This is a genomic window from Erysipelothrix sp. HDW6A, from assembly GCF_011400295.1.
GTDB lineage: Bacteria > Bacillota_I > Bacilli_A > Erysipelotrichales > Erysipelotrichaceae > Erysipelothrix.
Map to the genome: position 1 here is coordinate 1,448,210 of NZ_CP049859.1, position 25,622 is coordinate 1,473,831.

The 25,622-nt window shown below is 35.6% G+C and carries 24 protein-coding genes, 2 pseudogenes, 1 riboswitch and 2 other annotated features; of the genes and pseudogenes, 4 read left to right on the forward strand and 22 right to left on the reverse strand.

Translation table 11 applies throughout. The features are described from left to right. Nucleotides 1-21: 21 nt before the first annotated feature. The 4 genes from G7059_RS07425 to G7059_RS07440 form a co-directional block, all read right to left on the reverse strand. Nucleotides 22-555, reverse strand: coding sequence for a DUF402 domain-containing protein (locus G7059_RS07425; protein ID WP_166082089.1), 534 nt, complete (start codon nt 553-555; stop codon nt 22-24). A gap of 72 nt (nt 556-627) precedes the next feature. Continuing rightward, nucleotides 628-1,149, reverse strand: a complete 522-nt coding sequence (locus tag G7059_RS07430; RefSeq protein WP_166081452.1) for an energy-coupled thiamine transporter ThiT — start codon at nt 1,147-1,149, stop codon at nt 628-630. Between the two features lie 27 nt (nt 1,150-1,176). Further along, a riboswitch (TPP riboswitch) is annotated at nt 1,177-1,269 on the reverse strand. A gap of 28 nt (nt 1,270-1,297) precedes the next feature. Continuing rightward, a complete protein-coding gene (locus G7059_RS07435; RefSeq protein ID WP_166081453.1) occupies nt 1,298-1,987 on the reverse strand; it encodes an AAC(3) family N-acetyltransferase in 690 nt (229 codons plus the stop codon). A 13-nt stretch (nt 1,988-2,000) separates the two neighbouring features. After that, nucleotides 2,001-2,477, reverse strand: coding sequence for a phosphatidylglycerophosphatase A (locus tag G7059_RS07440; protein ID WP_240920471.1), 477 nt, complete (start codon nt 2,475-2,477; stop codon nt 2,001-2,003). A 110-nt stretch (nt 2,478-2,587) separates the two neighbouring features. On the opposite strand from G7059_RS07440, the gene G7059_RS07445 reads away from it, so the two are divergent. Together G7059_RS07445 and G7059_RS07450 are read left to right on the forward strand one after the other, a co-directional pair. Next, nucleotides 2,588-4,066 carry a carboxypeptidase M32 gene (locus G7059_RS07445; protein WP_166081454.1) on the forward strand — a complete coding sequence of 493 codons (1,479 nt, stop codon included), beginning with the start codon at nt 2,588-2,590 and terminating at the stop codon, nt 4,064-4,066. Nucleotides 4,067-4,113: 47 nt separating this feature from the next. After that, the gene (locus G7059_RS07450; protein WP_166081455.1) at nt 4,114-4,722 is read left to right on the forward strand and encodes a superoxide dismutase; all 609 of its coding nucleotides are present in this window, start codon (nt 4,114-4,116) and stop codon (nt 4,720-4,722) included. A gap of 246 nt (nt 4,723-4,968) precedes the next feature. Here G7059_RS07450 and G7059_RS07455 read toward each other — a convergent pair whose 3' ends face one another. From G7059_RS07455 to G7059_RS07490, 8 genes and pseudogenes are all read right to left on the reverse strand, one after another. Further along, nucleotides 4,969-5,682: an RNA methyltransferase gene (locus G7059_RS07455; protein WP_166081456.1), complete on the reverse strand. Its 714-nt coding sequence runs from the start codon at nt 5,680-5,682 to the stop codon at nt 4,969-4,971. A 2-nt stretch (nt 5,683-5,684) separates the two neighbouring features. Beyond that, a pseudogene (gene ileS, locus G7059_RS07460) lies at nt 5,685-8,392 on the reverse strand (isoleucine--tRNA ligase). A 38-nt stretch (nt 8,393-8,430) separates the two neighbouring features. Continuing rightward, nucleotides 8,431-8,640, reverse strand: a binding site (T-box leader). Continuing rightward, nucleotides 8,624-9,088, reverse strand: coding sequence for a DivIVA domain-containing protein (locus G7059_RS07465; RefSeq protein WP_240920472.1), 465 nt, complete (start codon nt 9,086-9,088; stop codon nt 8,624-8,626). It overlaps the preceding feature by 17 nt. 6 nt (nt 9,089-9,094) lie before the next feature. Beyond that, nucleotides 9,095-9,499 (reverse strand): cell division protein SepF, encoded by a 405-nt coding sequence (locus tag G7059_RS07470; RefSeq protein ID WP_166081458.1) that lies wholly within the window; start codon nt 9,497-9,499, stop codon nt 9,095-9,097. 55 nt (nt 9,500-9,554) lie between these two features. Further along, a complete protein-coding gene (gene hpf / locus G7059_RS07475) occupies nt 9,555-10,094 on the reverse strand; it encodes a ribosome hibernation-promoting factor, HPF/YfiA family (RefSeq protein ID WP_166081459.1) in 540 nt (179 codons plus the stop codon). An 18-nt stretch (nt 10,095-10,112) separates the two neighbouring features. Beyond that, nucleotides 10,113-11,060: a zinc dependent phospholipase C family protein gene (locus G7059_RS07480; protein WP_240920474.1), complete on the reverse strand. Its 948-nt coding sequence runs from the start codon at nt 11,058-11,060 to the stop codon at nt 10,113-10,115. Nucleotides 11,061-11,146: 86 nt separating this feature from the next. Then, a complete protein-coding gene (ald, locus tag G7059_RS07485) occupies nt 11,147-12,250 on the reverse strand; it encodes an alanine dehydrogenase (protein WP_166081461.1) in 1,104 nt (367 codons plus the stop codon). Continuing rightward, the gene (locus G7059_RS07490) at nt 12,247-12,957 is read right to left on the reverse strand and encodes an HAD family hydrolase (protein ID WP_166081462.1); all 711 of its coding nucleotides are present in this window, start codon (nt 12,955-12,957) and stop codon (nt 12,247-12,249) included. Before G7059_RS07490 ends, ald begins: the two co-directional genes overlap by 4 nt. 249 nt (nt 12,958-13,206) lie before the next feature. On the opposite strand from G7059_RS07490, the gene mgtA reads away from it, so the two are divergent. After that, nucleotides 13,207-15,795 carry a magnesium-translocating P-type ATPase gene (gene mgtA, locus G7059_RS07495; protein ID WP_166081463.1) on the forward strand — a complete coding sequence of 863 codons (2,589 nt, stop codon included), beginning with the start codon at nt 13,207-13,209 and terminating at the stop codon, nt 15,793-15,795. A gap of 38 nt (nt 15,796-15,833) precedes the next feature. Here mgtA and G7059_RS07500 read toward each other — a convergent pair whose 3' ends face one another. The 10 genes and pseudogenes from G7059_RS07500 to G7059_RS10555 form a co-directional block, all read right to left on the reverse strand. Then, nucleotides 15,834-15,995: a hypothetical protein gene (locus G7059_RS07500; RefSeq protein WP_166081464.1), complete on the reverse strand. Its 162-nt coding sequence runs from the start codon at nt 15,993-15,995 to the stop codon at nt 15,834-15,836. A 3-nt stretch (nt 15,996-15,998) separates the two neighbouring features. Next, nucleotides 15,999-18,584, reverse strand: coding sequence for a valine--tRNA ligase (locus tag G7059_RS07505; RefSeq protein WP_166081466.1), 2,586 nt, complete (start codon nt 18,582-18,584; stop codon nt 15,999-16,001). A gap of 34 nt (nt 18,585-18,618) precedes the next feature. Next, nucleotides 18,619-18,823 (reverse strand) — a binding site (T-box leader). A gap of 91 nt (nt 18,824-18,914) precedes the next feature. Then, nucleotides 18,915-19,475: a ribosomal protein L7/L12 gene (locus G7059_RS07510; RefSeq protein ID WP_166081467.1), complete on the reverse strand. Its 561-nt coding sequence runs from the start codon at nt 19,473-19,475 to the stop codon at nt 18,915-18,917. Further along, nucleotides 19,472-20,329: a hypothetical protein gene (locus G7059_RS07515; RefSeq protein WP_166081468.1), complete on the reverse strand. Its 858-nt coding sequence runs from the start codon at nt 20,327-20,329 to the stop codon at nt 19,472-19,474. The genes G7059_RS07510 and G7059_RS07515 overlap by 4 nt, the downstream gene beginning before the upstream one ends. Before the next feature lie 281 nt (nt 20,330-20,610). Continuing rightward, nucleotides 20,611-21,714 (reverse strand): radical SAM family heme chaperone HemW, encoded by a 1,104-nt coding sequence (hemW, locus tag G7059_RS07520; protein WP_166081469.1) that lies wholly within the window; start codon nt 21,712-21,714, stop codon nt 20,611-20,613. Next, the gene (locus G7059_RS07525) at nt 21,704-21,967 is read right to left on the reverse strand and encodes a MazG nucleotide pyrophosphohydrolase domain-containing protein (protein ID WP_166081470.1); all 264 of its coding nucleotides are present in this window, start codon (nt 21,965-21,967) and stop codon (nt 21,704-21,706) included. Before G7059_RS07525 ends, hemW begins: the two co-directional genes overlap by 11 nt. Then, nucleotides 21,960-23,762, reverse strand: a complete 1,803-nt coding sequence (gene lepA / locus G7059_RS07530; RefSeq protein WP_166081471.1) for a translation elongation factor 4 — start codon at nt 23,760-23,762, stop codon at nt 21,960-21,962. The genes G7059_RS07525 and lepA overlap by 8 nt, the downstream gene beginning before the upstream one ends. Further along, entirely contained in the window at nt 23,759-24,277 is a 519-nt protein-coding gene (locus G7059_RS07535) for an ECF transporter S component (protein WP_166081472.1), read from the reverse strand. Before G7059_RS07535 ends, lepA begins: the two co-directional genes overlap by 4 nt. Further along, entirely contained in the window at nt 24,274-24,768 is a 495-nt protein-coding gene (locus G7059_RS10550) for a methionyl-tRNA formyltransferase (protein ID WP_370519190.1), read from the reverse strand. The genes G7059_RS07535 and G7059_RS10550 overlap by 4 nt, the downstream gene beginning before the upstream one ends. Beyond that, nucleotides 24,745-25,199: pseudogene (locus G7059_RS10555) on the reverse strand (methionyl-tRNA formyltransferase); the annotation flags it as partial. The pseudogene G7059_RS10555 and the gene G7059_RS10550, both read right to left, overlap by 24 nt. Before the next feature lie 152 nt (nt 25,200-25,351). On the opposite strand from G7059_RS10555, the gene rpsT reads away from it, so the two are divergent. After that, complete coding sequence (gene rpsT, locus G7059_RS07545; RefSeq protein ID WP_166081474.1) at nt 25,352-25,615, forward strand: 30S ribosomal protein S20; 264 nt, start codon at nt 25,352-25,354, stop codon at nt 25,613-25,615. Nucleotides 25,616-25,622: the final 7 nt, after the last annotated feature.

The window sequence follows — 25,622 nt, forward strand, 5'->3', positions numbered from 1 at the left end:
TATCAATATAGCCACTTAAACCTACTTATGTTCATGAATATAGAGGTATCGATTAAAGTATTCGTAAATTTCTTTTTCTTTAAATGGCGAGAAATTTGATTTCACAACCTCAATCAATCGAGTCATTTCTTTTTCTACTGTATCAATAATCAAAGGACTATAATTCATTAGTTTTGAATGCAAAGTAAATTCATCTCGATCCAATACTTGATAGTTATGATCCGGGAACACTTTAAGATCCAAGTCATAATCTATATTCTTCAACGACTCTCCGTCATAAACACTTGGTGACGCAAGGTTACAATAATAATAAACACCGCGGCTACGTATCATAGAGATTACGTTATACCAGCGTTTGAAGTAATAAAAACAAATTGCCGGTTCACGCGTGAACCAACGTCTACCATCCGCTTCAATGACCCATGTCTTATAAGTGATGAGTACAATTCGATCATCATCTACATCAAGAACAGTTCCACTCGACCAAGTACGGTGTAGTGACCCATCATGTTTATAGCTTTGGATATAAATTACTTCTCCAACTTTTGGTTTCATCATAGATATCATTCCTTTACATCATCATTCATTATACAGATTCTTATTAAAGAAAAAAAGCCTATTCGGCTTTTAAAAGTTTTTTTCAAGTTTTGGTCTCACAAGTGTGACAATAATAAAACTGACAATCATTGTTGGAACCATGTACACAGCATTGTATGCCATAACTCCCCACAATACATTTCCTGGATAGTATTCTGCAAAGAATACCCAACCTGCAATGTTGTGGCACATAAACCTTAGAAAGTTAGAAAAGATTACACCAAGAGGCAAGGCAAGTCCGCCTGCTTTTAAATCAGGAATTAATACAGATAGCGAGTACACCATATAAGCAATAATGTAATCAAACATAAACTGACTTGCATTTAAGATGACTGGTGGCTCTACCATAAACATAAATAGGAATGAAATCAGTGAGACAATTAATGATTTCATAACCCCTAAGTGATAACTTGCAAGAATTAAAGCAATAACACTTATTGATACACTTCCACCTTGAGGCATCTTAAATAACGAGAAAGTTACCGTTATATATTCCAGCACTCCAAACAACGCACTATAAAATGCGATTAACACCAAATCTTTTGTTTTCATAAAAAAACACCTCCACACGAGGCGCAAGGAAAAAAAGTTTGAACTCCCTACGCTAGCTCTATCTAGATCAGGTGATTAAGGGTTTTATCTCAGCTTGTTACAGCACCCCTGTTCACGTTTTTAATTATAAGTCATTTATTACTGAGTTTCAAATAAATCGCTTAGCAAAATCCATAAGTTCACGATAACGGATTCCATATATTTCCATACCATTAAGCGATTCACTAATTAACATATTGCTTTTAAATAATTGCTCTGTTATAAAATCAGAATCACAGTCATAGTCTAAGTATGAATATACCTGTCCATCCTTTATGCATGTGTTTCGCATAACAACCGATTTCTGTAGGGATGCAGCATGGCGTACTTCTGGTACTTCACGTACATTACCTACAAAAAGCACACAAGCGTTTAAATCATAAAAGTCTGCAAAGATCGATGTTGATCCATAAGGATAATCAAGTTCCGTCGTTCTAGCAAAGAATTTTGAGTATTTACCAGTGCTCCCTATTAATAGTGAAGGATGACTTGCAAAGATAGTCTCATCTTCTAAGACAAGAAGTTGCAACAGCTTATCAGACGCCAGCAAGATTCTTTCTTGATTCGTTAAGGTAAGCAATGTTGCATCTCCTTCTATTTTCGAGTTAAGTTTGTGACTTCCAAAGACACATAAAGTTCCTTCTTTGGTTGCTTGCTTCATTCGATTATATAGAAACTTAATATCTCTAGGCGCGATATCACTTCCTTCATGAACTAATACAAGACCTTCAGCACCAACACCAAGACGGTGCATCAGTTTTTTTATTGAATTATTTTCGTGTTTATTAACTGAGTCCATCTTTATCTCCTATCTATTCTTGAGAATGGGCTAATTTACTTGCAGCGGCAGCAGCAATAGCGCCTACTATGTCATCAATAAATGTATTACATTGATTTCCTTCATGATTATTAAGGACTCCAATGATTCCTGGTTTCACTTTATCAATGTAACCATAGTTTGTAAGAGCAATCGAACCATATAGATTACAAATTCCATATGCTAACACTTCGTCAATACCATACAATCCTTTATCTACACTTATTATATCGCAGATTGTTTCACTGCCAAATTCTTTCTTATCGACTTGGATATCAATATTAATACCTGTCAACAATGCGTGTTGAACTTCACGTTTTCTTAAAACACTTCTTACATAATCATGAATATCTATATTTTCTATTTCACGGATGTAATCCTTTTGTAAGTAGACAACACAATCAACTATGTCATCTATAGTGACTCCTCTACTTTCAAGTAGGTCAACACATTCCTGATACATATCGTTCATAGCGATACCTCCATTAGTATTCTAGTCACTATATTATACAATAAGTTTGTATTAAAACAATTCAATTTTGATGTACAATATTATTATAGACTTTATAGAGGAGGTAAATTATGAACTATTCTGATCTATTAGATTTACTAAATTCCTATAGTCTTGCTTTAGCTACTATGGGCTATGATGCTCAAACGATTGCACCAAAAGATGGTGCAGCATATAGAAACAAAGCTATGGCAATTCTTGCAGGAGAACATTTTAAGCTATTAACTTCCGATGAAGCAGACACTGCGTTAACGGAGGCATCACAATCAAATAATTGGATTACTCAAGAAGGATCCAAGTACTTACTTAAAGAACTCAAAAAGATTAAAGATATACCACATGATGAATATGTCGCATTTCAAGAACTTGTAAATAATGCACAAATCTCTTGGGAAACAGCTCGCGATAAGAAAGACTACAATCTATTCAAAGATGATCTACACTCTATTATTGAGACACATAAGAAATTAATCGACTATCGCAAATCCAATCTCTCAGTTTATGATGAAAGCCTCAATGATTATGAGGAAGGTTTGCGTATGGAGTCTGTTGAAGCATTCTTCAAAGTCTTGGAAGATGAACTTGTCCCTCACCTTGATACAATGATTGAAGCACAAGCTCAACGACCTGCGTTCTTAGATGCTTATGTGTCAACAGAAAAACAACGACTTATTTCCGAAATTGTTATGGAACACATCGGTTATAGCAAGAACTTCGGATATTTAACTGAAACAGCACATCCATTCAGTTCTACTTTTTCAATCAATGACACCCGAATCACTACTCATTATCAAGAACATGCTTTTACTCAAAATATTTTCTCAGTTATCCATGAGATTGGACACTCGATGTATAATCATCAAGTAAATCCAGATTTCGAGGGAACACCCCTCGCTGACAACATGAGCATGAGTATGCATGAATCGCAAAGTCGCTTCTTAGAAAACATTATCGGGAGATCTAAAGAATTTTGGACACCTCTTTATCCAAAACTACAAAATATTATTCCTGAAGTATTATCGGATGTTAATTTAGATGAATTTGTATTTGGAATCAATTATATCGAAAGAAATCCAATAAGAATTGATTCCGATGAAGTAACTTATCCACTACACATCATGGTTCGTTATAACATTGAAAAGAAAATACTCGTTGAAAATGCATCTGTAGATACATTGAATACACTTTTCGCACAAGAAATGACTCGATTAATTGGAATCACTCCTGAAAACGATTCTCAAGGAATTCTTCAGGATGTTCACTGGTCAGGCGCTAGCTTTGGTTACTTCCCTACATATGCACTTGGTTCAGCATATGCAGCACAGTTCTATGAAGCAATGAAAAAAGATATCGACGTAGAAGCTCTACTCCTTGAAGGAAATCTATCTGAGATATTTAAATGGTTACATGAAAACATTCATCAATATAGCGGAACAATTGAAACTCAAGAATTAATTAAGAAAGTTACTGGAGAATCATTTAACCCTAACTATTTCGTTGATTACTTAAAAAACAAGTACAGTCTACTATTGGGCATAGCTTTTGATTGATTTTGTTGGTCATGGTATCATAAGTCTATAAGAGGAGGAGTTATACAATGACATATACACTACCAAAATTACCTTATGCATACGATGCATTAGAACCACAAATTGATGCAAGAACAATGGAAATCCACCATACAAAGCATCATCAAGCATATATTACTAACTTAGTAGCTGCTCTAGATAAACATCCTGAGCTCAAGGATACACCACTTGAAACATTAATTGCTAACATTAACGATGTACCAGAAGACATCCGTACAGCTGTTCGCAATAATGGTGGCGGACACTTAAACCACAGTTTGTTCTGGGAAATCATGGCACCTGCTAGTGAAAAACCAGAAAACGAACTAACAAAAGCTATTGACGAAAAATTTGGTTCATTTGATGCATTTAAAGAAGCATTTGATACTGCAGCCAAAACACGTTTTGGTTCAGGTTGGGCTTGGTTAGTACTAAACGATAAGAAAGAACTTGTTGTTTATTCAACAGCAAACCAAGATAATCCACTTATGGATGGTTACACACCTATTCTTGGTATTGATGTTTGGGAACATGCTTATTACCTAAACTACCAAAACCGTCGTCCAGACTACATTGGTGCATGGTTTGATATCATTAACTGGGATGCAGCAAACAAATTATTCTTAGCTACACGTTAAGGCAAAAGATATACATAATAAATCAAAGTGTTAATTAGCGAGTAAAACCTCTAATTAACACTTTTTTATTGATAACCATTAAAACTAGAAGTATTTGTTTAAATTACATATTTACTATTTAATATCATTTACCCCCTTACTAATAGACAAAAGCCTGTAATATAAAATATTACAGGCTTTTAGCTCGTCTATGAAAGGTTTGAAACGCTCTGCATTAAACCCTAAACTGAAAGCTTACTTAGCTCACTATTTGCTTCTGAAAGTATAACTAATTATTGCTGCAGCTATTGCCACATTTAGTGATTCAAAATTTGATGTCTCAATCTTAACAGATTGCTTACATGCTTTTTTTGTACTTTCCTTAATACCTGAACCTTCACTACCCAAGACAAACGCCAAGCGTTCATCCTGAATATCCGATAACGCAATGGTATCATCACCAAGATATGTTGCATACGTAGCAACGCCATTCTCTGACAATGAAGCAATTGCTTCAATCAAGTTCATTCGTATTACTGGGATATGAAATATGGATCCCTGAGTTGAACGAACGACTTTATCATTATACTCATCAACCGTATCATCTGAAACGATGATTGCGTCAAAGTCAAAGCTATGTGCAGTGCGAATTATTGTACCCAGGTTGCCTGGATCTTGAATTCCATCACACAGTAAGTACCTACTACCAGATACATCAAGTTGGTATTCAGGTTTCGTTACTAGCGTAAAATTACTAGAACCCGACTTGGTTTGCGAAATCTTTTCAGCAATAGCTTCATTGATTTCAATATCATAAGTACAATCTAGACCGATTGTTTGATGCTTGAGTCCAGCTTTAAGAACCTCTTCGTAAAGATGTTCTCCTTCAACAAGTAGTTGTGAAGCTTCATCACGATACTTTTTCTTTGATAGCTTCACCAGTTTCTTTACAAAATCGTTATTAACTGAAGTTATCTTCATATCTAGTTGTGAATTACATGATGGCATCGTTCGCACAATCCATCTTCGTCTACAGTTTCAACAACATTCCAACAACGTGGACATGTATGTCCTTCGAATCGAGAAACTTCAACACTCTCATCACCTTCATGAAGTTCAACGTTAGACACAATAAACCATTGTGCTAAGTGAGATCCCAATACAGTTTCTAATGAAGATAATGTTTTTGCATCTGTTGAAATCGCAACACTTGCTTCAAGTGATTTACCAATCTCTTTACTTGCTCGTTTTTCTTCTAATGCTTTAAATACAGTTTCACGAAGCTTAAAGAGTTCTGTCATCATTACTTTTTCTTCATCACTTAGAATTTCTTCACGAGTTGCTTCAAAGCGAGTTAAGTGAATACTTTCTTCACCCTCATTGAAGAATGAATGTAACTCTTCTGTTGTATGAACAAGAATTGGTGCTAGAAGTCTTGAATATGCTTTAAGTGTTAAGTAGATTACTGTTTGAATTTCACGACGCGCTTTATCATCTTCTTTATTTAAATAGAGAATATCTTTTGTATAGTCTAAGTAATATGACGACATTGTATTAATTAATGAATTAAGAATCGCTGTCGTTGCCTTTTGATAATCAAAAGCAGCGTATGCTTTTTGTGATTCATTATTGATTCTAATAGTTTCATTTAGAACATAACGGTTGAGAATTGACATATCTTCGATAGCTACAGCATCACGAGCATAGTCAAAGTTCTTCAAGTTACCATGCATGAATCTAAATGTATTACGAATTTTTCTATATGATTCACTAACTTGTTTTAGTAAATCCATCGACATTGTAATATCTGAATGATAATCAACACTAGCTACCCAAAGTCTTAGAATATCAGCACCAAGTGATGATGTGATTTCGTTTGGAGAGAGTCCGTTTGATTTTGATTTACTCATCTTCTCACCACTATCAAGTTTGATGAAACCATGGGTAATAACATTCTTATATGGAGCTACTCCGTGAACCGCAACAGAAATAATTAATGATGAGTTGAACCAACCTCTAAATTGGTCAGCTCCTTCAGCATAAGCATCAACTGGAAGTGGAGTTTCATTTAAATTAAGTGCAGCAGTATGGGATGATCCAGAATCAAACCAAACATCCATAATATCTTGTTCTTTCGTGAAGAGTCCATTTGGTGAATTTGGATGTGTATAGCCTTCAGGTAATAAGTCTTTAGCTTCTTTTTCAAACCAAATGTTTGCACCAAACTCATCGAATAAATCAGCAACATGATTGAATACAACTTCTTCCATAATTGGAGTTCCATCTTCTGCATAGAAAATAGGAATTGGAACACCCCATGCACGTTGACGGGAAATTGTCCAATCTCCACGGTCTTTAATCATATTGTGCATACGTTTCTCGCCCCAACTTGGAACCCAGTTTACATTTGCAATCTCTTCAAGCAATTGATCACGAATGCTATCAATGGATGCAAACCATTGTGTAGTTGCACGATAAATAATTGGTTTCTTTGTTCGCCAGTCATGTGCATAACTGTGAGTAAAGAAGTCTAGTTTAAGAAGTGCTTTTTCTTCTTCAAGACGAAGTGTCACTTCTTTGTTTGCTTTTTCAAAATACATACCTGCAAATTCACCTGTTTTTTCATTCAAGTGACCTTGTGCATCAACTGGAGCAATTGGTTTAATTCCATATTTTTGACCTACTTCAAAGTCTTCTACCCCATGGTCAGGAGCAGTATGGACAGCACCTGTACCTGCTTCATCAGTTACGTGATCTCCCAAGATTACTGGTGAGATACGATCATAAAGCGGATGCTTGTATGTAACATATTCTAATTCTTGTCCTTTAAAAGTTTTTAGAATCTCATATTCTGAGAGTTCTAATTCTTTCATAACAGCCTCTACACGAGACTCGAGCATTACTAAATTGCCTTTTTCTGTTTTAATCAATACGTAATCTAAGTCTGGATTTACAGAAATCGCAAGGTTTGCAGGAATAGTCCAAGGAGTCGTTGTCCAAATCACAAGACGGTCATTCTCATCCAACACACCTTTACCATCTACTACATTAAATGCAATATAGATAGCTGGGTCTTTACGATCATAGTATTCGATTTCAGCTTCAGCTAATGCAGTTTCACTGGATGGTGACCAGTATACCGGTTTTAGCCCTTGAAAATCATTCCTTTAAGAGCCATTGCTGCGAAAACACGAATTTGTGTTGCAACATAATCTTTACTCAATGTTAGGTATGGGTTCTTGTAATCACCGATCTTACCTAATGATTTAAAGTCACGTTTTTGAATTTCTACTTGTTCACGTGCATATTTCTCACACAACTCACGGAATTCATATAATGGCATTGACTTACGATCTACTCCAAGTTTTTGAATTGCTGTTTCAATAGGCAATCCATGAGTATCCCAACCTGGACGGTATGGTGTTTTAAATCCTGCCATAAACTTAGTACGAACTAAGAAGTCTTTTTGAATTGAGTTTAGAGCATGACCAATATGAATGTTACCATTCGCATATGGAGGCCCATCATGAAGAACGAATTGTTCTGCACCTTCCTCTTCACGTACTTTAAGCATTTTTTCATAAAGTTCAATTTCATCCCATTTTGCTTGGATTAGAGGTTCTTTTTTATTGAGATTACCTCTCATCTCAAATTCTGTTGTTGGTAACAACAATGTATCTTTGTAATTCATAACTATCTCTCCTATTTTCAATAGAAAAAGCGTCCTATCGAAAGGACGCTTTCGCGTGGTACCACCTTAATTCACTGAACAAAATATCCAGTGCACTTCAATGCGTTAACGCCGCCAACGTGATTCTTACTAAAGTTCAGAAATCATGCTCATAAGGGATACTATTTATCCTTTACTCTTTGCTTCCACCAAGCGCAAAGTCTCTATAAGTAAATAAACAAACAGCCTGTCTTAATCATCGCTTATTAAACTTAAGTCGGGGCTATCTGGTAGTTCTAAACCATCGATTGCCTCTTCTAGTTTTTCTAATTTATCTTTTAATTCATCACGGAGTAAATGTGACTCATTGGATATCCGTGCTATCTCAATAAGTACTTGACGTGAGGTTGACATTGCTTCTCTAACAATCATATCTGCGTTACTACGAGCATTATCAATTATGCTGTTCGCTTCACGAAGTGCTAGACGTGACATTTCTTCTGAAGCACGTTCTCTAACTGCAATTTCTCCTACAAGTTGCTGGTAACGTTTTTTTACGACATTACATTGTTCTTGTAAGGTTTCTATTTGCTTCTTATTGATTTGTGCTTGTCGAAGCAAGACATCCTTCTCCCGTTTAAGTTCGTCAATCGCTTGATCGACCTCAAAACGATCGTAGCCTTGTCGCATGATACGAAAATCGTTTTTGCGGCTCATAGTATATTATGAATCGATATCTTCAAGATTCATACTAATTTCGCCCTGTACTCCTATTGTACGTGGTGTACATAGAATTACGTTATGACCAATTTTTTGAATTGATCCGTCTAGAGCAAACACAACTCCTGTTAGGAAATCAATTGTGCGTTGTGCATAATCACGTTGTAAACGATGTAAGTTTACAACTGCAGCACGTTTATCTTTGAGATAACGCGCAACTTCTTCTGATTCTTCAAATGAACGTGGTTCGAATAATACCATTTTAGTATCACTTGGTAATTTTGAAGTTTCAGCTTTTCTTGGTGTTTCGTATTCACTCAAGTTTTCTACCTCTTCATCTTCAAATTCGATGTATTCATCTTCATCTACAGGTGTTATGAAATTTTTAAATTTGTCTTTAAAGCTCATGTCCAATCCTCCGTTTGCATTATTATATCACAAATTACTGTAATTAAACTTCTTTTTATTGTTCTACTTCTAATAAGCCATAGTCGCCATCATGACGTTTATAAACTACTGCAACTTCATGTGTTTCATCATCTGTATAGATGAAGAATGTATGTCCTAACATTTCCATTGCGAGAATGGCATCATTTAGGTTCATTTCTTCAGCATTAATAGTCTTTGTACGAACTAATTCTGCCTCCTCAACTTGAGGTGTTTCACTTCCTTCAATCATTTCAATGAAAGCTTCTGAGAGACTTTCACGACGACGTTTTGATAGACGTGTCTTATGACGACGAATTTGATCTTCTAATTTATGAACTACTTTGTCTAATGCAGAATAGAAATCTTCGTTTATTACCTCAGCACGTAATGGGCTAAATTTAGATGTAATGGTAACTTCGACTTTCACTCCTGCTGGATATGTATTAACAATCACATTTGCACGCCATGAGTCATCTGTCTCGAAATATTTATCAATAAATTGTAATTTCTTTTCAACAGCCTCTTGCATTGCCTCTGTAATTTCAACATTTTTGCCATGAATATTAATCAACATAGTAATTCCTCCTCTAATTTAATCTTGGTAGATATTTCCGTAATACTTCATTTCGACCCCAACAGGTCTTCCTGTATCATATTGACAATTTTGAATAATATCATCAAAATTATCAAATTCACCTTTGAGTATTGCGTCAAATCGATCGATTAGTAATTGTCCCAACTTAATGGAATAATCGTATAAATCAACAAAACTCAATGTTGATACATCATTAATATCTGTTGGATTTGACCATGCCTCGTGTCTTAGATTTAAAATGTCATGTTCTGAGTCAAGTTGTGAATTCACAATATGACTTGATAATTGCCATGGTTCTAAGAATTGATTCTCAAATTTCTTGATTACAGGAGTTTTGATATTTTTTGGATCGTAGAGTAGTTCTACTGCACGTTTCATAGTAACAATCGCATCATCAATAACGGATGGACTGATTACAACATCAAAGACTTCTGCGAGAATCATTTGATAGAATGAAGCAATTGCACGACGTTCTTCATCTGACACATCAAGGAATCGTTTCACCTTGACCGTACGCATGTCTTTACGTTTCACATATGCCAACATCAGAGCATCTATCATCGACTCATATCGATAATGCCAATAGCGTGTGGGGCCATCTATCTCACCACTGCGATAAAACACAAATGGATGAGCTAGAGAATCAAGTGACCAGTGCATTAAGTGGCCAGCTAAATAAGCAAGTAAGATTTGACGACGATTCTCATCTTTTATATCATGAATCAAAGCAATCGCATAAGTATAGAATTCATTAACATGTGTACTATGAACTTCGTTACCTATTTTCGCAATGATTTGGTTCAGTTCCTGATTTTCCCAAGGAAAGACTTTGTAATAAAATAGAATATCAGGACCATTACTTCCTAAAAGATAAGCTCTAGGATGATTCGATATTGCCATTTGGACTTCTGAGGTTTCAAGTTTGTTATAAACATCAAGCGCCATAAGTCCATGTGTAATAACATTCGGTATGACGGCCACCTCCTTTTCTACATTGTATCAAATATGACCTAATAGGTCACTATTTTAACCTAGTTTTCATAAGGAATATATTCAAGATCCAAGGCATTCGCAACATTTTTGTTCGAAACAGTACCATTATAGGTGTTTAGCCCATTATATAGACCCTTATTAGACTCAACACATTTAACACCTTGGCTTGCAATTTTCAGTCCATATGCAAGTGTTGCATTTGTTAAACTCTCTGTTGATGTGCGTGATACAACCCCAGGCATGTTGCCAACACAGTAATGAACAATACCATCAAGCACAAAGACTGGATCACTATGAGTTGTTGTTCTACTTGTTTCGAAACAACCACCTTGGTCAATGGACACATCAACCATTACTGTTCCTTTTTCCATTAGTGATAGGTGTTCGCGACGAATCACACGCGGTGCACGGTCTCCACGAATAAGCACACTACCCACAATAATATCAGCATCTTTAATTGCTTTCTTAATGTTTTCTTCTGTACTGAATAATGTGGTGATAATTCCACCAAACTTCTCAGCAAAATAATCAAGGCGACTGTTATCAATTCCAAGAACGGTAACGCGAGCTCCTGAGTCTATTGCAGTCTTACATGCATTGTAACCTACAATTCCTGTTCCAATAACAACGACATGTCCAGGTGCAACACCTGCAACTCCTGATAAGAGTTTCGCTTTACCTCCAAATTGTCCTTGAAGATATTTCTCCCCTTCTTTAATCGCAAGACGTCCTGCAATCTCAGACATAGGTTTTAGAAGCGGTAAGAAACCATTGCTATCAGTAATTGTCTCATACGCAAAACTTGTCACTTTTTGATCAAGCATTGCTTGTGTTAATTTCATGTTATCTGCTAAGTGTAAATACGTAAAAATAATTAGATTGGGTCTTAGAAACTTAAATTCACTCTCTAAAGGTTCTTTAACTTTAATAATTAATTCAGATTTCTCCCAAACATCTTTTGGATCATCACAAAGAATTGCTCCAGCCTCTTCGTATTCTTGGTCTTCAAAACCACTTCCAATTCCTAATCCTTTTTCTACATAAACACTATGACCCGCATTTATATACGTTTTTACATGGCTGGGAATTAAGCCTACTCTATTTTCTGCTTGTTTAATTTCTTTAACTGATCCAACTATCATTTAAAAACCTCCATTATTTTTTCAAGTAAATCGTCTCTAGTACCAATCCAGTCTGCATGGTATTCTTGACCACGATCAATTAAATCATCTGTCAACAACCATGTTTCAAAGCCAAATTGCTTTGTCATCATATCTTCTTGCGCATCGTTACCAACCATAACACATTCACTAGGATCCAAATCAAACTTACTGATAATGTCTTCATAATATAATGGATTCGGTTTACAGTGAACGTATTCCTCAAATCGAGTAACATGATCAAAGTCATCCACATTCAATCCTGCCCAAGATATTCTCTTATCTGTGGCAGTTCTTGGTAACATTGGATTTGTCGCTAATATCACGCGATAACCTTTATCTTTTAGGTAGCGTACTACTTTAGGCATATCTTTATGAAATCCTGTGGCAGTTTTAGCTACATCAAAATCATTATCATAATAAGAGTCAATAACTTCCAGTATTTTGTTGTAAGTGGATGAATCCAGTAATTTTTCGAACTCACTGTAAAAAGTTTGTTCATTTGTCATTGACTTATCATCACTTTTAATCATAATTCCAGTCGCTCGCCATAATTTCATTCCCATTTCTTTGGGATTTATTATATTTTTGGTGTAATTAGTTAGTGAACCAATGTATGCTTCTTCGAATTTTTGTGCATCCATTGGAAGTAATGTTCCATCAAGATCAAAAAGTATTGTTTTTTTCATAGTACCCTCCTACCATTTTTGCAATTATACCACACTTAAAGGGCAAAAATACAGTGCTCTTTATCGTTGCGTTTTTACCCGTTTTTTGATATATTTAAACAAAAGGGAGGTGGCTTCATGGAAGTTCAGAGTTGTAGGCAAATGTGTATTATCGAATGTTCTAGCGACGATGACCCCTTGGGGTCACCATATAACTTAGCCTAATCGATCGCTCATAACATTCACGAAAATTGAATGGGAGGGTTTGTCATGACAAACAAAACGAATCGTCTTCTTGAACTGCTAAAAAGTCAACAAGAAGACTTATTTGTTGCGCTTGACGCAAATAAAAACGGGTATACTCAAGAGGAAGCTGAAAAGAAACTCGAAGAGCTTGGCCCAAATAAAATGTCACAAGGTAAAAAGAAAAATCCAATTATTGGATTCGTAAACGTACTTATCAATCCTTTTAACCTTGTCTTACTGGTAGTTATCTTAATTACTTTTATTACTGATATCCTTTTAACACAACAAAAGGATTACTTAACAATTTCAATCTTGTCAGTTATAGTAATCATTTCAACACTTATATCTTTCATCCAAGATGAACGTTCAAGTGCTGCAAGTGAAAAACTATTAAATATGGTTTCCAACACCACTGCTGCATTGCGTGATGGTGATTTCATTGAGATTCCAATCGATGAACTCGTACTTGGAGATATTGTTAGATTGTCTGCTGGAGATATTGTTCCTTCTGATATGCGTGTAATTTCTGCTAAGGACTTGTTCTTATCACAAGCTACACTTACTGGAGAAAGTCAACCTATTGAAAAATTTGTTCGCTTTGATGAAGAAAGCATGTCAAATGTTGCTGATTATTCAAATCTTTGTCTTATGGGAACTAACGTCGTTTCAGGTAGTGCTCGCGCAATCGTAATCCGTACAGGCGATGATACCTATTTAGGAACAATGAATCGAAGTTTAAAAGAAACACGTCGTACAAATAGTTTTGAAGTAAGTATAAGTAAAGTAAGTAGACTCTTAATGAGACTAATGATTATTATGCTTCCAATCATTTTTGTCATTAATGGTTTTCTTAAACATGATTTTATTGAAGCATTCTTATTCGCGCTTACAGTAGCAGTTGGTTTAACTCCAGAAATGCTACCTGTAATCTTAAGTAGTGGTTTAGCTCGTGGTGCTATTAACATGGCAAAACATCAAACAATCGTTAAATCACAAAGTTCAATTTCTTCATTTGGAGAAATGGATATTCTATGTACCGATAAAACTGGAACAATCACTCAAGATGACATCATTCTTGAACGATATATGGATGTTAACGGAGAAGATGACATGCGCGTACTTCGCCATGCATTCTTAAACTCCTACTTCCAAAGTGGGTTAAAGAATCTTATCGATTTAGCAATTATTAATCGTGCTGAATCCTATGGTATGGATGACCTTGTAAACTACTACACAGTAGTAGATGAAATTCCTTTTGATTTCGCACGTCGTCGTATGAGTGTTATTCTCGAAGATCCAAAAGACAAACGTCAACTGATTACTAAAGGTGCCGTTGAAGAAATAATGGAGCGTTGTAAATACATTGATCGTGGTGGTGAAGTAAAAATCCTTGATCAAGAAACACGTGATGAAGCAATGGAAGTTTATATGCAACATAATCACGATGGTTTACGAATGATTGCTGTTGCTCAAAAGAATGATATTCCTCGAGACCACGAATTTGGAATCGAAGATGAAAACGATCTCGTTCTTATTGGATTTATTGGTTTCTTAGATCCACCTAAAGAAAGTGCTAAACCAACTATCGAAAGTCTCTACCGCCATGGTGTTGATGTCGTAGTTATTACAGGTGATAGCATGGGTGTTGCTAAGAAAGTAAGTAGTAAAGTAGGTATTGATACTGAAATCGTTTATCTTGGCGAAGAAATCGAAGCGATGAGTGATGAAGAACTTAGAAGTATTGTCGATACCTGTCATCTTTATGCAAAAGTATCACCTGATCAAAAGCAACGTATCGTCAGAGCATATCAAGAGAACAAACATACTGTTGGCTTCATGGGTGATGGAATTAACGATGCTCTAGCTTTAAAACAAGCGGATGTCGGTATTTCCGTTGATACTGCAGTTGATATTGCGAAAGACTCTGCAGACATTATTCTACTTAAAAAAGATTTAATGGTTCTTGAAGAAGGAATTCTTGAAGGACGCAAAACAATCGTAAACATGATTAAATATCTAGAAATGGCGGTAAGTGGTAACGTCGGTAATATGATTTCAGTAATCGTTGCTAGCCTCTTCATCCCTTTCCTACCACTTCTACCAGTTCATATCTTAGTTCAAAACTTAATTAGTGATCTTGCACAAATGGGTATTCCATTTGATAACTGTACTGATGAAGAGTTAGAGAAACCTCGTCGACTTGAAACAGAATCTTTAATCCGTTTCATGAAGATCTTCGGTCCTCTAAGTTCAATCTTTGATATTACTTGCTTTGTGGTTCTCTACTTTGTATTTGGAGTTACATCCATTGAACAACAAACACTATTCCATACTTTCTGGTTTGCATTTGGAATTCTGTCACAAGCACTTATTATCTTCGTAATACGAAGCAAACACAGTTTCTCAACAAAGAATATGCCATCTAAAGTGTTAATTGGTACAAGTTTAAGTGCTGTTGCTGTTACCTTACTCTTTGTCCTAACACCATTAGCAGAATCAATTGAACTTCAAGTAATTTCAAGTGTTCACTTAATGTGGGTATTTGGTATCGTTGCAGCATACCTTATCACCACTTCACTCTTTAAGAAATTTGTATTTACACCAATTGAATAAGCTAAAGCTCAAGTTCTTAACTGAACTTGAGCTTTCTTTTACTTATTAAGCAGTGACCAGAATACAGCAACTTGCAATCCTACAAATAATATTAATAGAATCAACAAACTCTTTCTTCGAGCACCACGTGGATCTTTCTTGACATCAAAGCGACATATCATGCTAATAACAGCAACAAGGCTATCGAGTATTTGTTCCATAGATTATTGCAACTGTTCTACAACAACACTTAATTGTCGTTTATATTCTTCAAGTTTTTGACGTTCTTCATTTACTTTAGCTTCTGGAGCTTTAGAAGTAAATTTCTCATTCGCTAACATTGACTCTCCACGTTTAATTTCACCTTCTAAACGTATTTTTTCTTTATTAAGCTTTTCGATTAATGCCTCTTTATCTACAAGTTCTGATTCAAGTAGAAGGAGTGATCCACCACCAATAGGAAGTGATAAGGTATCCCCTTCAAGCGTATTTAAGCTTACTCTTGCCATACTTTCAAACATTGAAGCAAGAACATCAGTAAGTGGATAATTACTTCCTGTGGAGTCCTTAAGAGCTGCACTAAGAGGTTTAGAAGGTTTAACATCATAACTTACACGAGCTTCACGCACTTTACTAATCGCATCAATCATGAAGGCAACATCCTTTAAGCCTTCTTGATTAATTTCTAATTCATGTGGCCATGCTTCATACATAATTGTATCACCAGCACCTGGTAGAGTAGCATAGATTTCTTCTGTTACAAATGGCATGAATGGATGAAGCATAATTGTGATTTGTTTTAGTACGAAAGCTAAAGTAGCTTTTGTTGCATAGACTACTTCTTCATCACTACTTTGAAGTCCTGTTTTACTTAATTCCAAGTACCAACTACAGAAATCATCCCATGCAAAACGCGTGATCGTATTCCCTACTAGAGAATATTCATATTTATTCATATTACCTGTAATCTCAACAAGTGTTTCATTGAACTGATTCAAAATATAGCGATCTACTTGATTGAGTTTTGCTTTATTAATGTCGTAATAGGTATCACCTACATGCATCTTTACAAATCGTGAAGCATTCCAAATCTTATTAATAAAGTTCCATGAAGCTTCAACTTTTTCTTCAATATAACGCATATCTTGTCCTGGTGAGGAATTGGTTGTTAGGAAGAAGCGAAGTGAATCAACACCATACTTTTCAATAACATCCATCGGATCAACACCGTTACCTAATGATTTACTCATTTTACGACCTTGTTCATCACGAATAAGTCCGTGCATTAAGACATGTTTGAAAGGATTTTTCTTTGTGAAGTGACGTCCTTGGAAAGCCATACGAGCTACCCAGAAGAAGATAATGTCATATCCTGTAACCATTAAGTCAGTTGGGTAATATCGTTCTAGATCTGCAGTATTTTCTGGCCACCCTAAGGTTGAAAATGGCCATAGTGCCGATGAGAACCATGTATCAAGAACATCTTCATCTTGATTCCAGTTTTCAATATCTTGTGGAGCTTCAAGTCCTACATAGGTTTCTCCAGTCTCTTTGTGGAACCATGCAGGAATACGATGTCCCCACCATAGTTGACGTGAAATTGTCCAGTCTTCAATATTCTCTAACCATTGTGTAAAGGTATGATTAAAGCGTTCTGGATAAAATTTGATTGGATCATCTGTCTTTTGTTGTTCAAGAACTTCATCTGCTAGTGGCTTCATCTTTACAAACCATTGTTCAGATAAGTATGGCTCAACAATAACTCCAGTACGTTCTGAGTGACCTACAGAGTGAACATGTTTCTCAATTGATATTAACTTCCCTTGTTCTTTAATATACTCTACTAAAGCTTTACGTGCGTCAAAACGATCCATTCCTTCAAATTGATGTGCTAAAGCATTCATCGTACCATCAGGATTCATACAAATTGGCATTTCTAAATTGTGACGTTTACCAATCTCGTAGTCATTAGGATCATGAGCAGGTGTACATTTCATTACTCCTGTTCCAAATTCAATATCAATATAACTATCAGCTATAATTGGTAGACTTTCATTATTAGCTGGGTTTATTGCGTGCTTACCAATTAAGTGTTGGTAGCGTTCATCATCAGGGTGAACAACAATACAAACATCACCAAACATTGTCTCAGGACGTGTGGTTGCAACTGCAAGCTTTGTACCATCTTCCTCAACAGTATATTCGAAAGTATAGAATGCACCTTCTACTTCGATGTGATCAACTTCGATGTTTGATAAAGCTGTTTGTGCTTGTACATCCCAGTTAATGATTCTGTATCCGCGATAAATTAAGCCTTCGTTATATAAGTCTACGAAAACTTTATTAACCGCTTTATTAAGACCTTCATCCAATGTGAATCGTTCTCTTGAATAATCTACGGAGATACCAAGTTTTTCCCATTGTTCACGGATATGACCTGCATATTCTTCTTTCCAATCCCAAGCTTGATCTAAGAAACCCTCACGACCTAAATCATAACGAGAGATTCCTTGTTCACGTAAGCGTTCATCGACTTTCGCTTGTGTCGCAATACCAGCATGATCCATTCCTGGTAAATAGAGAACATCTTTCCCTAATAACCTTTGATAACGGCCTGCGATATCTTGCAGTGTATTATCCCAAGCATGACCTAAGTGGAGTTTCCCTGTTACGTTTGGTGGTGGTATTACTATTGAATACGGAGTTTTGTTTGTATCCCCCGCTGTAAAATATCCTTTTTCAACCCAATTACGGTATTTTCCTTCTTCAACTTGTTTATGATTATACTTCTGTGCTAATTCTTTACTCATGACACTCTCTCCTTTACAAATAAAAAAACACCATCCAAAGGACGATGTTATCGTGGTTCCACCTTAATTCGCTCAATAAAGAGCCTCTACTTCTGTTAACGCCAGGAACGAATTTACTTACTCAATGTTCGGTAAATTATCTCACATAGGACTTTCTTCATAGTTTGTGATTGTTTCGCACCATCCAACAACTCTCTTAACATCAAGGCTATGAATACTCTTATGATCATCGATTTAATTTATTATAGCATAGTCATGAAGGAGTAAACAAGATACCTTTTGTAAGCAATCTTATTTTCTCTTACCAATTAGATTTGAATACAGTATTAACTATAGTTCGCTTATGCGCGACTCGAGTTCTTCAACTATTTTTTTCGAATCAACAAGGCTTAAACCTTTTTCTTCACGAACGCGTTTAATTGCTTGAACTTTTTTATTCTGGTATAAAAGTCCTAAAATTTCGTCTTTTAATACACCGCTAATCACAATCTTGCTCTTTTGCGGTTGTTTTGGAGCACCTACATTAATTATAGGTTTAGATGTCTTATCAAGTTCATTCACTGAACGTTCTGTGTTATCTACCGAATAAACAGTTTCAGTATTACGAATTGGAGCAAGAACTGGTTCACGTTTCTCAACAGTTTTCTTTTCAGTACGCTGTTTAGAAACTTCATCATTTGGTATTATATGCGGTTCCGGTACACTTACAGGCTTTGCAAAACGTATTTCACCTGATTTATCAAAGCGCATCTTTGAAGTATCACTATACTCACGTGATTTACGATTTTCATGTTTAATTCTTGATTTATTTACGATTGTAGCTGCAATAGTAACAATCAATAAAAACGATACAACAATAATAATTATGATATAAATACCTTCAATCATCATAGATACATCCTTTCATCATATTTATGTACAAGAAATGCTCCTACGATACTGAGTACCGCAATTACAACTAATGCTATCATTACATTTGAGTAAAATGAATAACTAATATTTAATGTACTTGCATCAAGACCTGCTTTACTTGCGAAAGTATTGATTACGATTCTCACGAGCACTTTACTAATAAACGTAAATACAAATAAGATAATTGCGATTGGAAGTAATTTTTTTATCCAGTCAAACTTGAGATTAAAGCCTATTAATGCAAGAACACTAATTCCCATAACAACTAAAGATACTGTCTTCCAAGTAGTACCTGCATTTTGAACATCATTTGCAAGATTAATCATTTTAATTTGTGAAGGAGTAAGTTGTTTCTGGACTTGGTTGATAACTTTCTCATAGACTGTCTTCACATCATATCCCGTAACAACTTCTTGCATTCGTGTTTTAATTACTTCTTTAGTAATTGTTTTATTCGTAGCTTTTTCAATTGCTGGGGCATAAGTATCGATAAGACCTGCAAGTTCTGCTTGCATATAAGCTTCATCAACAGTCATTGTTCCCTTTGCAATATCATTAATAACGGTATTTACTTGATTGTTTATTACTTTCTGTGTTTTAGGATCTGATGTAATCTGTTCGATAACTTCGGTAACTGTTTCTTTGTACTCTACTGGAACCATTTCTACAATTGGTTCTAATGAAGTAACGGCTTTAAGTTCTTCAACATATTCAGTTCCTTCAAATAATGCTCCCACATTCCCAGTAATGTCTAAACCAAAATTTAAATTAATAAAAACTAATGCTGATAACACTATTAAACTTGAAAAAACGAAATTCCTAAACGCCTTCATAAATGCCTCCTATAACACGACTGACTTATTAATCTTTGATAAAATATAGTTATTTTGTGTTGTTTTATTTGGATCAATGTATTGCTTGCAACTTTTCATTTTGAAAATTAGTTTTGATATGGTTCGAGTCCTGCTACCTCTGCCATATTCATTTTTTGTGCGTAAATTTCACTTAGATTATAGTTTACTCGTAAAATATATTATCATTATACCACTTTAAAGTTCTTTTTATTTACTTTATATACAAATCTTTAGAAAGAAAAGAGACCAATCTTGGTCTCTTATTCATCACCTAAAATATCCATAAACGGAAGTAAGACATCATCAAGCATTACATAGCCTTCAAAAGTCGTCATAATTCCTTCTTCTGTAGCTAAAAGAAGCTTTTTATTAACACCTTCTTGAATGGCATCTTGAAACACTGATTGCATCGATACACCGAATCGTTCTTCAAACCTACGGTATTCTATACCTTCTCGTATTCTTAGTCCCATCATTACAAATTCAAACATTTCATCTTCTAAACTTAAGTCGATAACTTCTTTGAATGCATCTTTTTGGAGGTATTCTCCAAGTCGCACAGTCCATGTTTTACGTTGATGATCTACTTTCAGACTAGAACCTGGACCGAGTGCATAAAAATCTTCGTATCGCCAATAGACTTGATTATGTTCGCTTCGTCGTCCAGGTAGTGCAAAGTTTGATATTTCATAGTGTTCATATCCTGCTTCAGTCATCATCTCAATACACGTTAGAAACATTTCAGTCTCAAGTTCAATTGGAACTTGTTTTATTCCACGTCGTCCAAACAATGAGTTTGGCTCAACTGTTAATGCATAGATTGAAACATGATCAGGTTGTAGTGAAAGAACATCGCTAATCGATGTCTTAAAACTTTCTAAAGACTGACCTGGTAAACCATACATAAGGTCTAGTGATATATTATGAATCCCTACTTCACGAAGTAAAGTGACACCCTTACCGACATCATAAAACTTATGGTGACGTCCAATCGATTCTAACAAGTCATCATTTGATGTTTGCACCCCTAAACTCATTCGGTTGACTCCATATGAGTGTAATAGCGATACTTTTTCAAACGTAAGGTTTTCTGGGTTCCCTTCAAAGGTCCATTCATACTTACTTGCAAGGTGTGGTTTCAATGCTTGTAACAAGGCTTCTAACTGATCAAATTCTAATGAAGTAGGTGTTCCTCCACCAACATAGATTGTCTCTAAATCATTTGGTAAGGCGTTAATTTGTTGAATCAAACGTATCATAAAGTCGTCTGAAATTACGCGACCATACTTAAATCTTGTAAAGTCACAGTAACCACAAATATGATCACAGAACGGAATATGTACATATAATGCTTTAGTACTCACGCTTCATCACCTCTTGAATCTTCGTTTCGATGAGAGTTTCTACATCGTAATTCTTATCAATGCAAATAGCGAATGCATACATTAACACATCCGCTAGTTCTTTTTGAAATGCTTCTTCATCTTCATTTAGACTTTCAATAAGTTCTAATGACTCTTCTTGGATAGCATTTACCATAAATTCAATTGTATCTGTTTCATCCCAAGAGAAATGCTTTCGCATCTCTTGGATTTGCTCAAATATTCTACTATTCATCGTCCATTGATAAAACGGCCATGAATGCTTCTTGAGGTATTTCTACGCTACCAACTTGCTTCATGCGTTTCTTACCTTCTTTTTGCTTCTCAAGAAGTTTTTTCTTACGACTGATATCCCCACCATAACATTTCGCAATAACGTTTTTACGTAATGCTTTAATAGTTGATCGCGCAATAACTTTTTGGTTAATTGCAGCCTGGATAGGAACTTCAAATTGTTGTCTTGGAATTAATGTTCTCAGTTTATCGGTAATTGCTTTACCACGATGGTATGCAAAGTCACGGTGCACAATTGTTGAAAGAGCATCCACAACCTCGCCATTAAGAAGGATATCCATCTTAACGAGTTTGGATGTTTGATAGCCAATAAACTCGTAATCAAAAGAAGCATAACCTCGTGTTGATGACTTTAATTTATCAAAGAAATCAAAAACAATTTCAACAAGCGGTAAGTTATAAATAATGTTCATACGTGATGAGTCAATCGCTTGCATATCAACATAGACTCCACGTTTGTTTTGGCAAAGCTCCATAACTGCACCAACATATTCTGACGGAACAATAACTTGGGCTTTTACAAAAGGTTCTTCAACATGGTCTATAACGTTTGAAATAGGCATCTTCGAAGGGTTATCAATCTTTATCATCTCACCATTTGTTTGGTGAACATGGAATTCTACAGATGGTGCTGTTGCAATGAGGTCAAATTGGAATTCTCTTTCAAGGCGTTCTTGAATAACGTCCATATGGAGTAGACCAAGGAATCCACATCGGAATCCAAAACCTAGAGCTTGAGATGTTTCTGGTTCAAACACAAGTGAAGAGTCATTGAGCGACATCTTTTCAAGTGCTTCACGTAAATCTGTATAGCGTTTTGAATCAATTGGATATAATCCACAGTAAACCATTGGATTAAGTTTACGATAACCAGGTAAAGCTTTTTCTGCAGGATTATCTTTCAGTGTAATGGTATCCCCTACTGAAACTTCACGAATGGATTTAATTGAAGCACTAATCCACCCTACTTCACCAGTGACTAGTTCTTTTTTCTTCACTTCTTTAGGATTACGAATACCGAGTTCTGTTACTTCAAAGACAGCTCCCGATTCCATAAACTGAATTTCATCGCCAACTTTTACGTGTCCTTCTTCAATACGGACATACACAATAACACCGCGGTATGAATCGTAAATTGAATCAAAGACTAGCGCTTTAAGTGGTGCATTATTATCACCACGTGGAGCGGGTATTTTCTGAACAATTGCTTCTAATACTTGATCTATATTGAGCCCTGTTTTTGCAGAGATTAACGGCGCATCACTTGCATCGATTCCTAAAACGTCTTCAATTTCTTGTTTTACACGTTCTGGATCTGCTGATGGTAAATCAATCTTATTGATAACAACCATTATTTCCAAATCGTTCTCGATAGCTAAATAAGCATTCGCAAGTGTTTGAGCTTGAATACCTTGAGTTGCATCGACGATTAAAATAGCACCTTCACAAGCTGCTAATGATCGTGATACCTCATAGGTGAAGTCAACGTGACCTGGAGTATCTATCAAATGGAAAATATAATCCTCGCCATCTTTGGCGTGATATTTAAGTTGAACAGCATTAAGTTTTATCGTAATACCACGTTCACGTTCAAGATCAAGTTGATCAAGAAGTTGACTTTGCATATCACGATTGCTAACTGTTTCCGTACTTTCTAAAATACGGTCTGCTAATGTAGACTTACCATGGTCTATATGAGCAATAATTGAAAAATTTCGAATGTTTTTTTGATTCATGTATCTAAACCCCTAAGCTGCGTAACCATTTTATTGAATTTCGGATATACTACGGTTACTATCATAGCTGAAACGACTCCTTGGCCAATATTACTTCCTAATGAAATAAAGAAAGCACCAATGCCCATGAGCATAATACCATCAACAATTGCATAAGATAGAGCCATTACAAGCCCTCCTGCAAAGAATGGAATAAAGTATTTGTTAGTATTTAAGTAACGTCTTAATAGATATATGACGATTACTTCTAATATTTTAATAAAGAAAGTAAATGGTGCATAGATTAAATATCCTGCAAAGATATCTGCTAATGCACTACCAACACCTGCTGCAACAACGGCTCCTCTAAATGGAAGTACAAGTGTTGCAAGCATAATTGCTGAGTCTCCTAGATTAATATATCCAGAAGAAGGACTCGGAATTCGAATCATAAATGTAAGGCTCGTAATAACTGCTGTAAATATACCGATTAGTGCTAATGTTTGTGTTCTTTTTGCTTCGTATTTTTCACTCATAAGAAAACCTTCCCTGTCCAGTCTCTACCGACTCCATTAGCAATGTCTTTAACATCCATTGCTTGTTTCCCCTCAGTTTGTAAACGTTTTAGAATCACAACACCATCAATGCAAGCAACTTCTATTCCCTCAGTTGTTACTTTGAGAATCGTACCTGCTGGTTCGTTTACCTTTTTGTGTTGATACTCTGCCGCATGTAATTTAACACGTTTTTCATCCAAGATACCATAACCAACCGGCCATGGAACAAGACCTCTTATATGGTTATATACATCTTTTACATGACGATTAAAGCTAATAAATTCATCTTCTTTCTTAATGGTATATGCAAGTGTAACCTGTGGTTCATCTTGTTCAATTGATGTAAGTTCTCCTGCTAGATACTTTTTAAGATCCTCATGAATTAATACCTGGGATGCTTTCATTAATTTTGCTTCCACATCTCCCATAGTATCTTTATCTTCAATTGATACAGATTGCTTTGCAATCATATCTCCACTATCCATACCTACATCCATATGCATAAGTGTTACACCTGTCTCTGTTTCACCACGAATGATTGACCAGTGAATAGGTGCTCCCCACGAAACTTGGGTAGTAAGGATGCGTGTACATTAAGACATCCTTTATTAGGATAATCAAGAATAACTTTTGGAACAATTTGTCCATAAGCACATGTAACAATCAAATCTGGTTCTAAGTCTAAGACATCTTGATATTCTTTACGAATAGATTCTGGTTGCAATACTACTAAGTTGTTTAACAAAGCCAATTCTTTTATTGGCGATGGTTTTAGAATTTGCTTACGACCAAAAGGTCTATCTGGCTGTGTTACAACTCCAACAACATCATACTTATCATCCAGTAACTGTTGAAGAACAACACATGAAAAAGGGGTCGTCCCCATAAATACGATACGCATATTTATCACTTCCTACGTTGTATTATACCATGACTCACGGTCAAGTTAAAAGAATAGTTAATCAAAAGAAAGGCTAATTAGTAAGACCTTTTCAGTAACTTATCACTTTTACAAGCTAATTCGTGCTAAGATTATAGAAAGGAGGTATTATTATGCCACAAATTGAAAGTCAAGCAAAGCGTGTTCTTACCAATCGTAAAGCACAGTTACGTAATCGTTCACAAAAATCAGCATTGCGTACAGAGATCCGTAGTTTACATTCAGCAATTGAGGCTAATGATGTTGAAACTGCTCAGCAAATTCTTAACACCATTAACAGCAAGTTGGATCAAGGTGTGACAAGTAATATTCATCACAAAAACTTTGCGAGTCGCCAAAAATCGACATATGCAAAACTCGTAAACTCAATTTCTTAATTAGAAA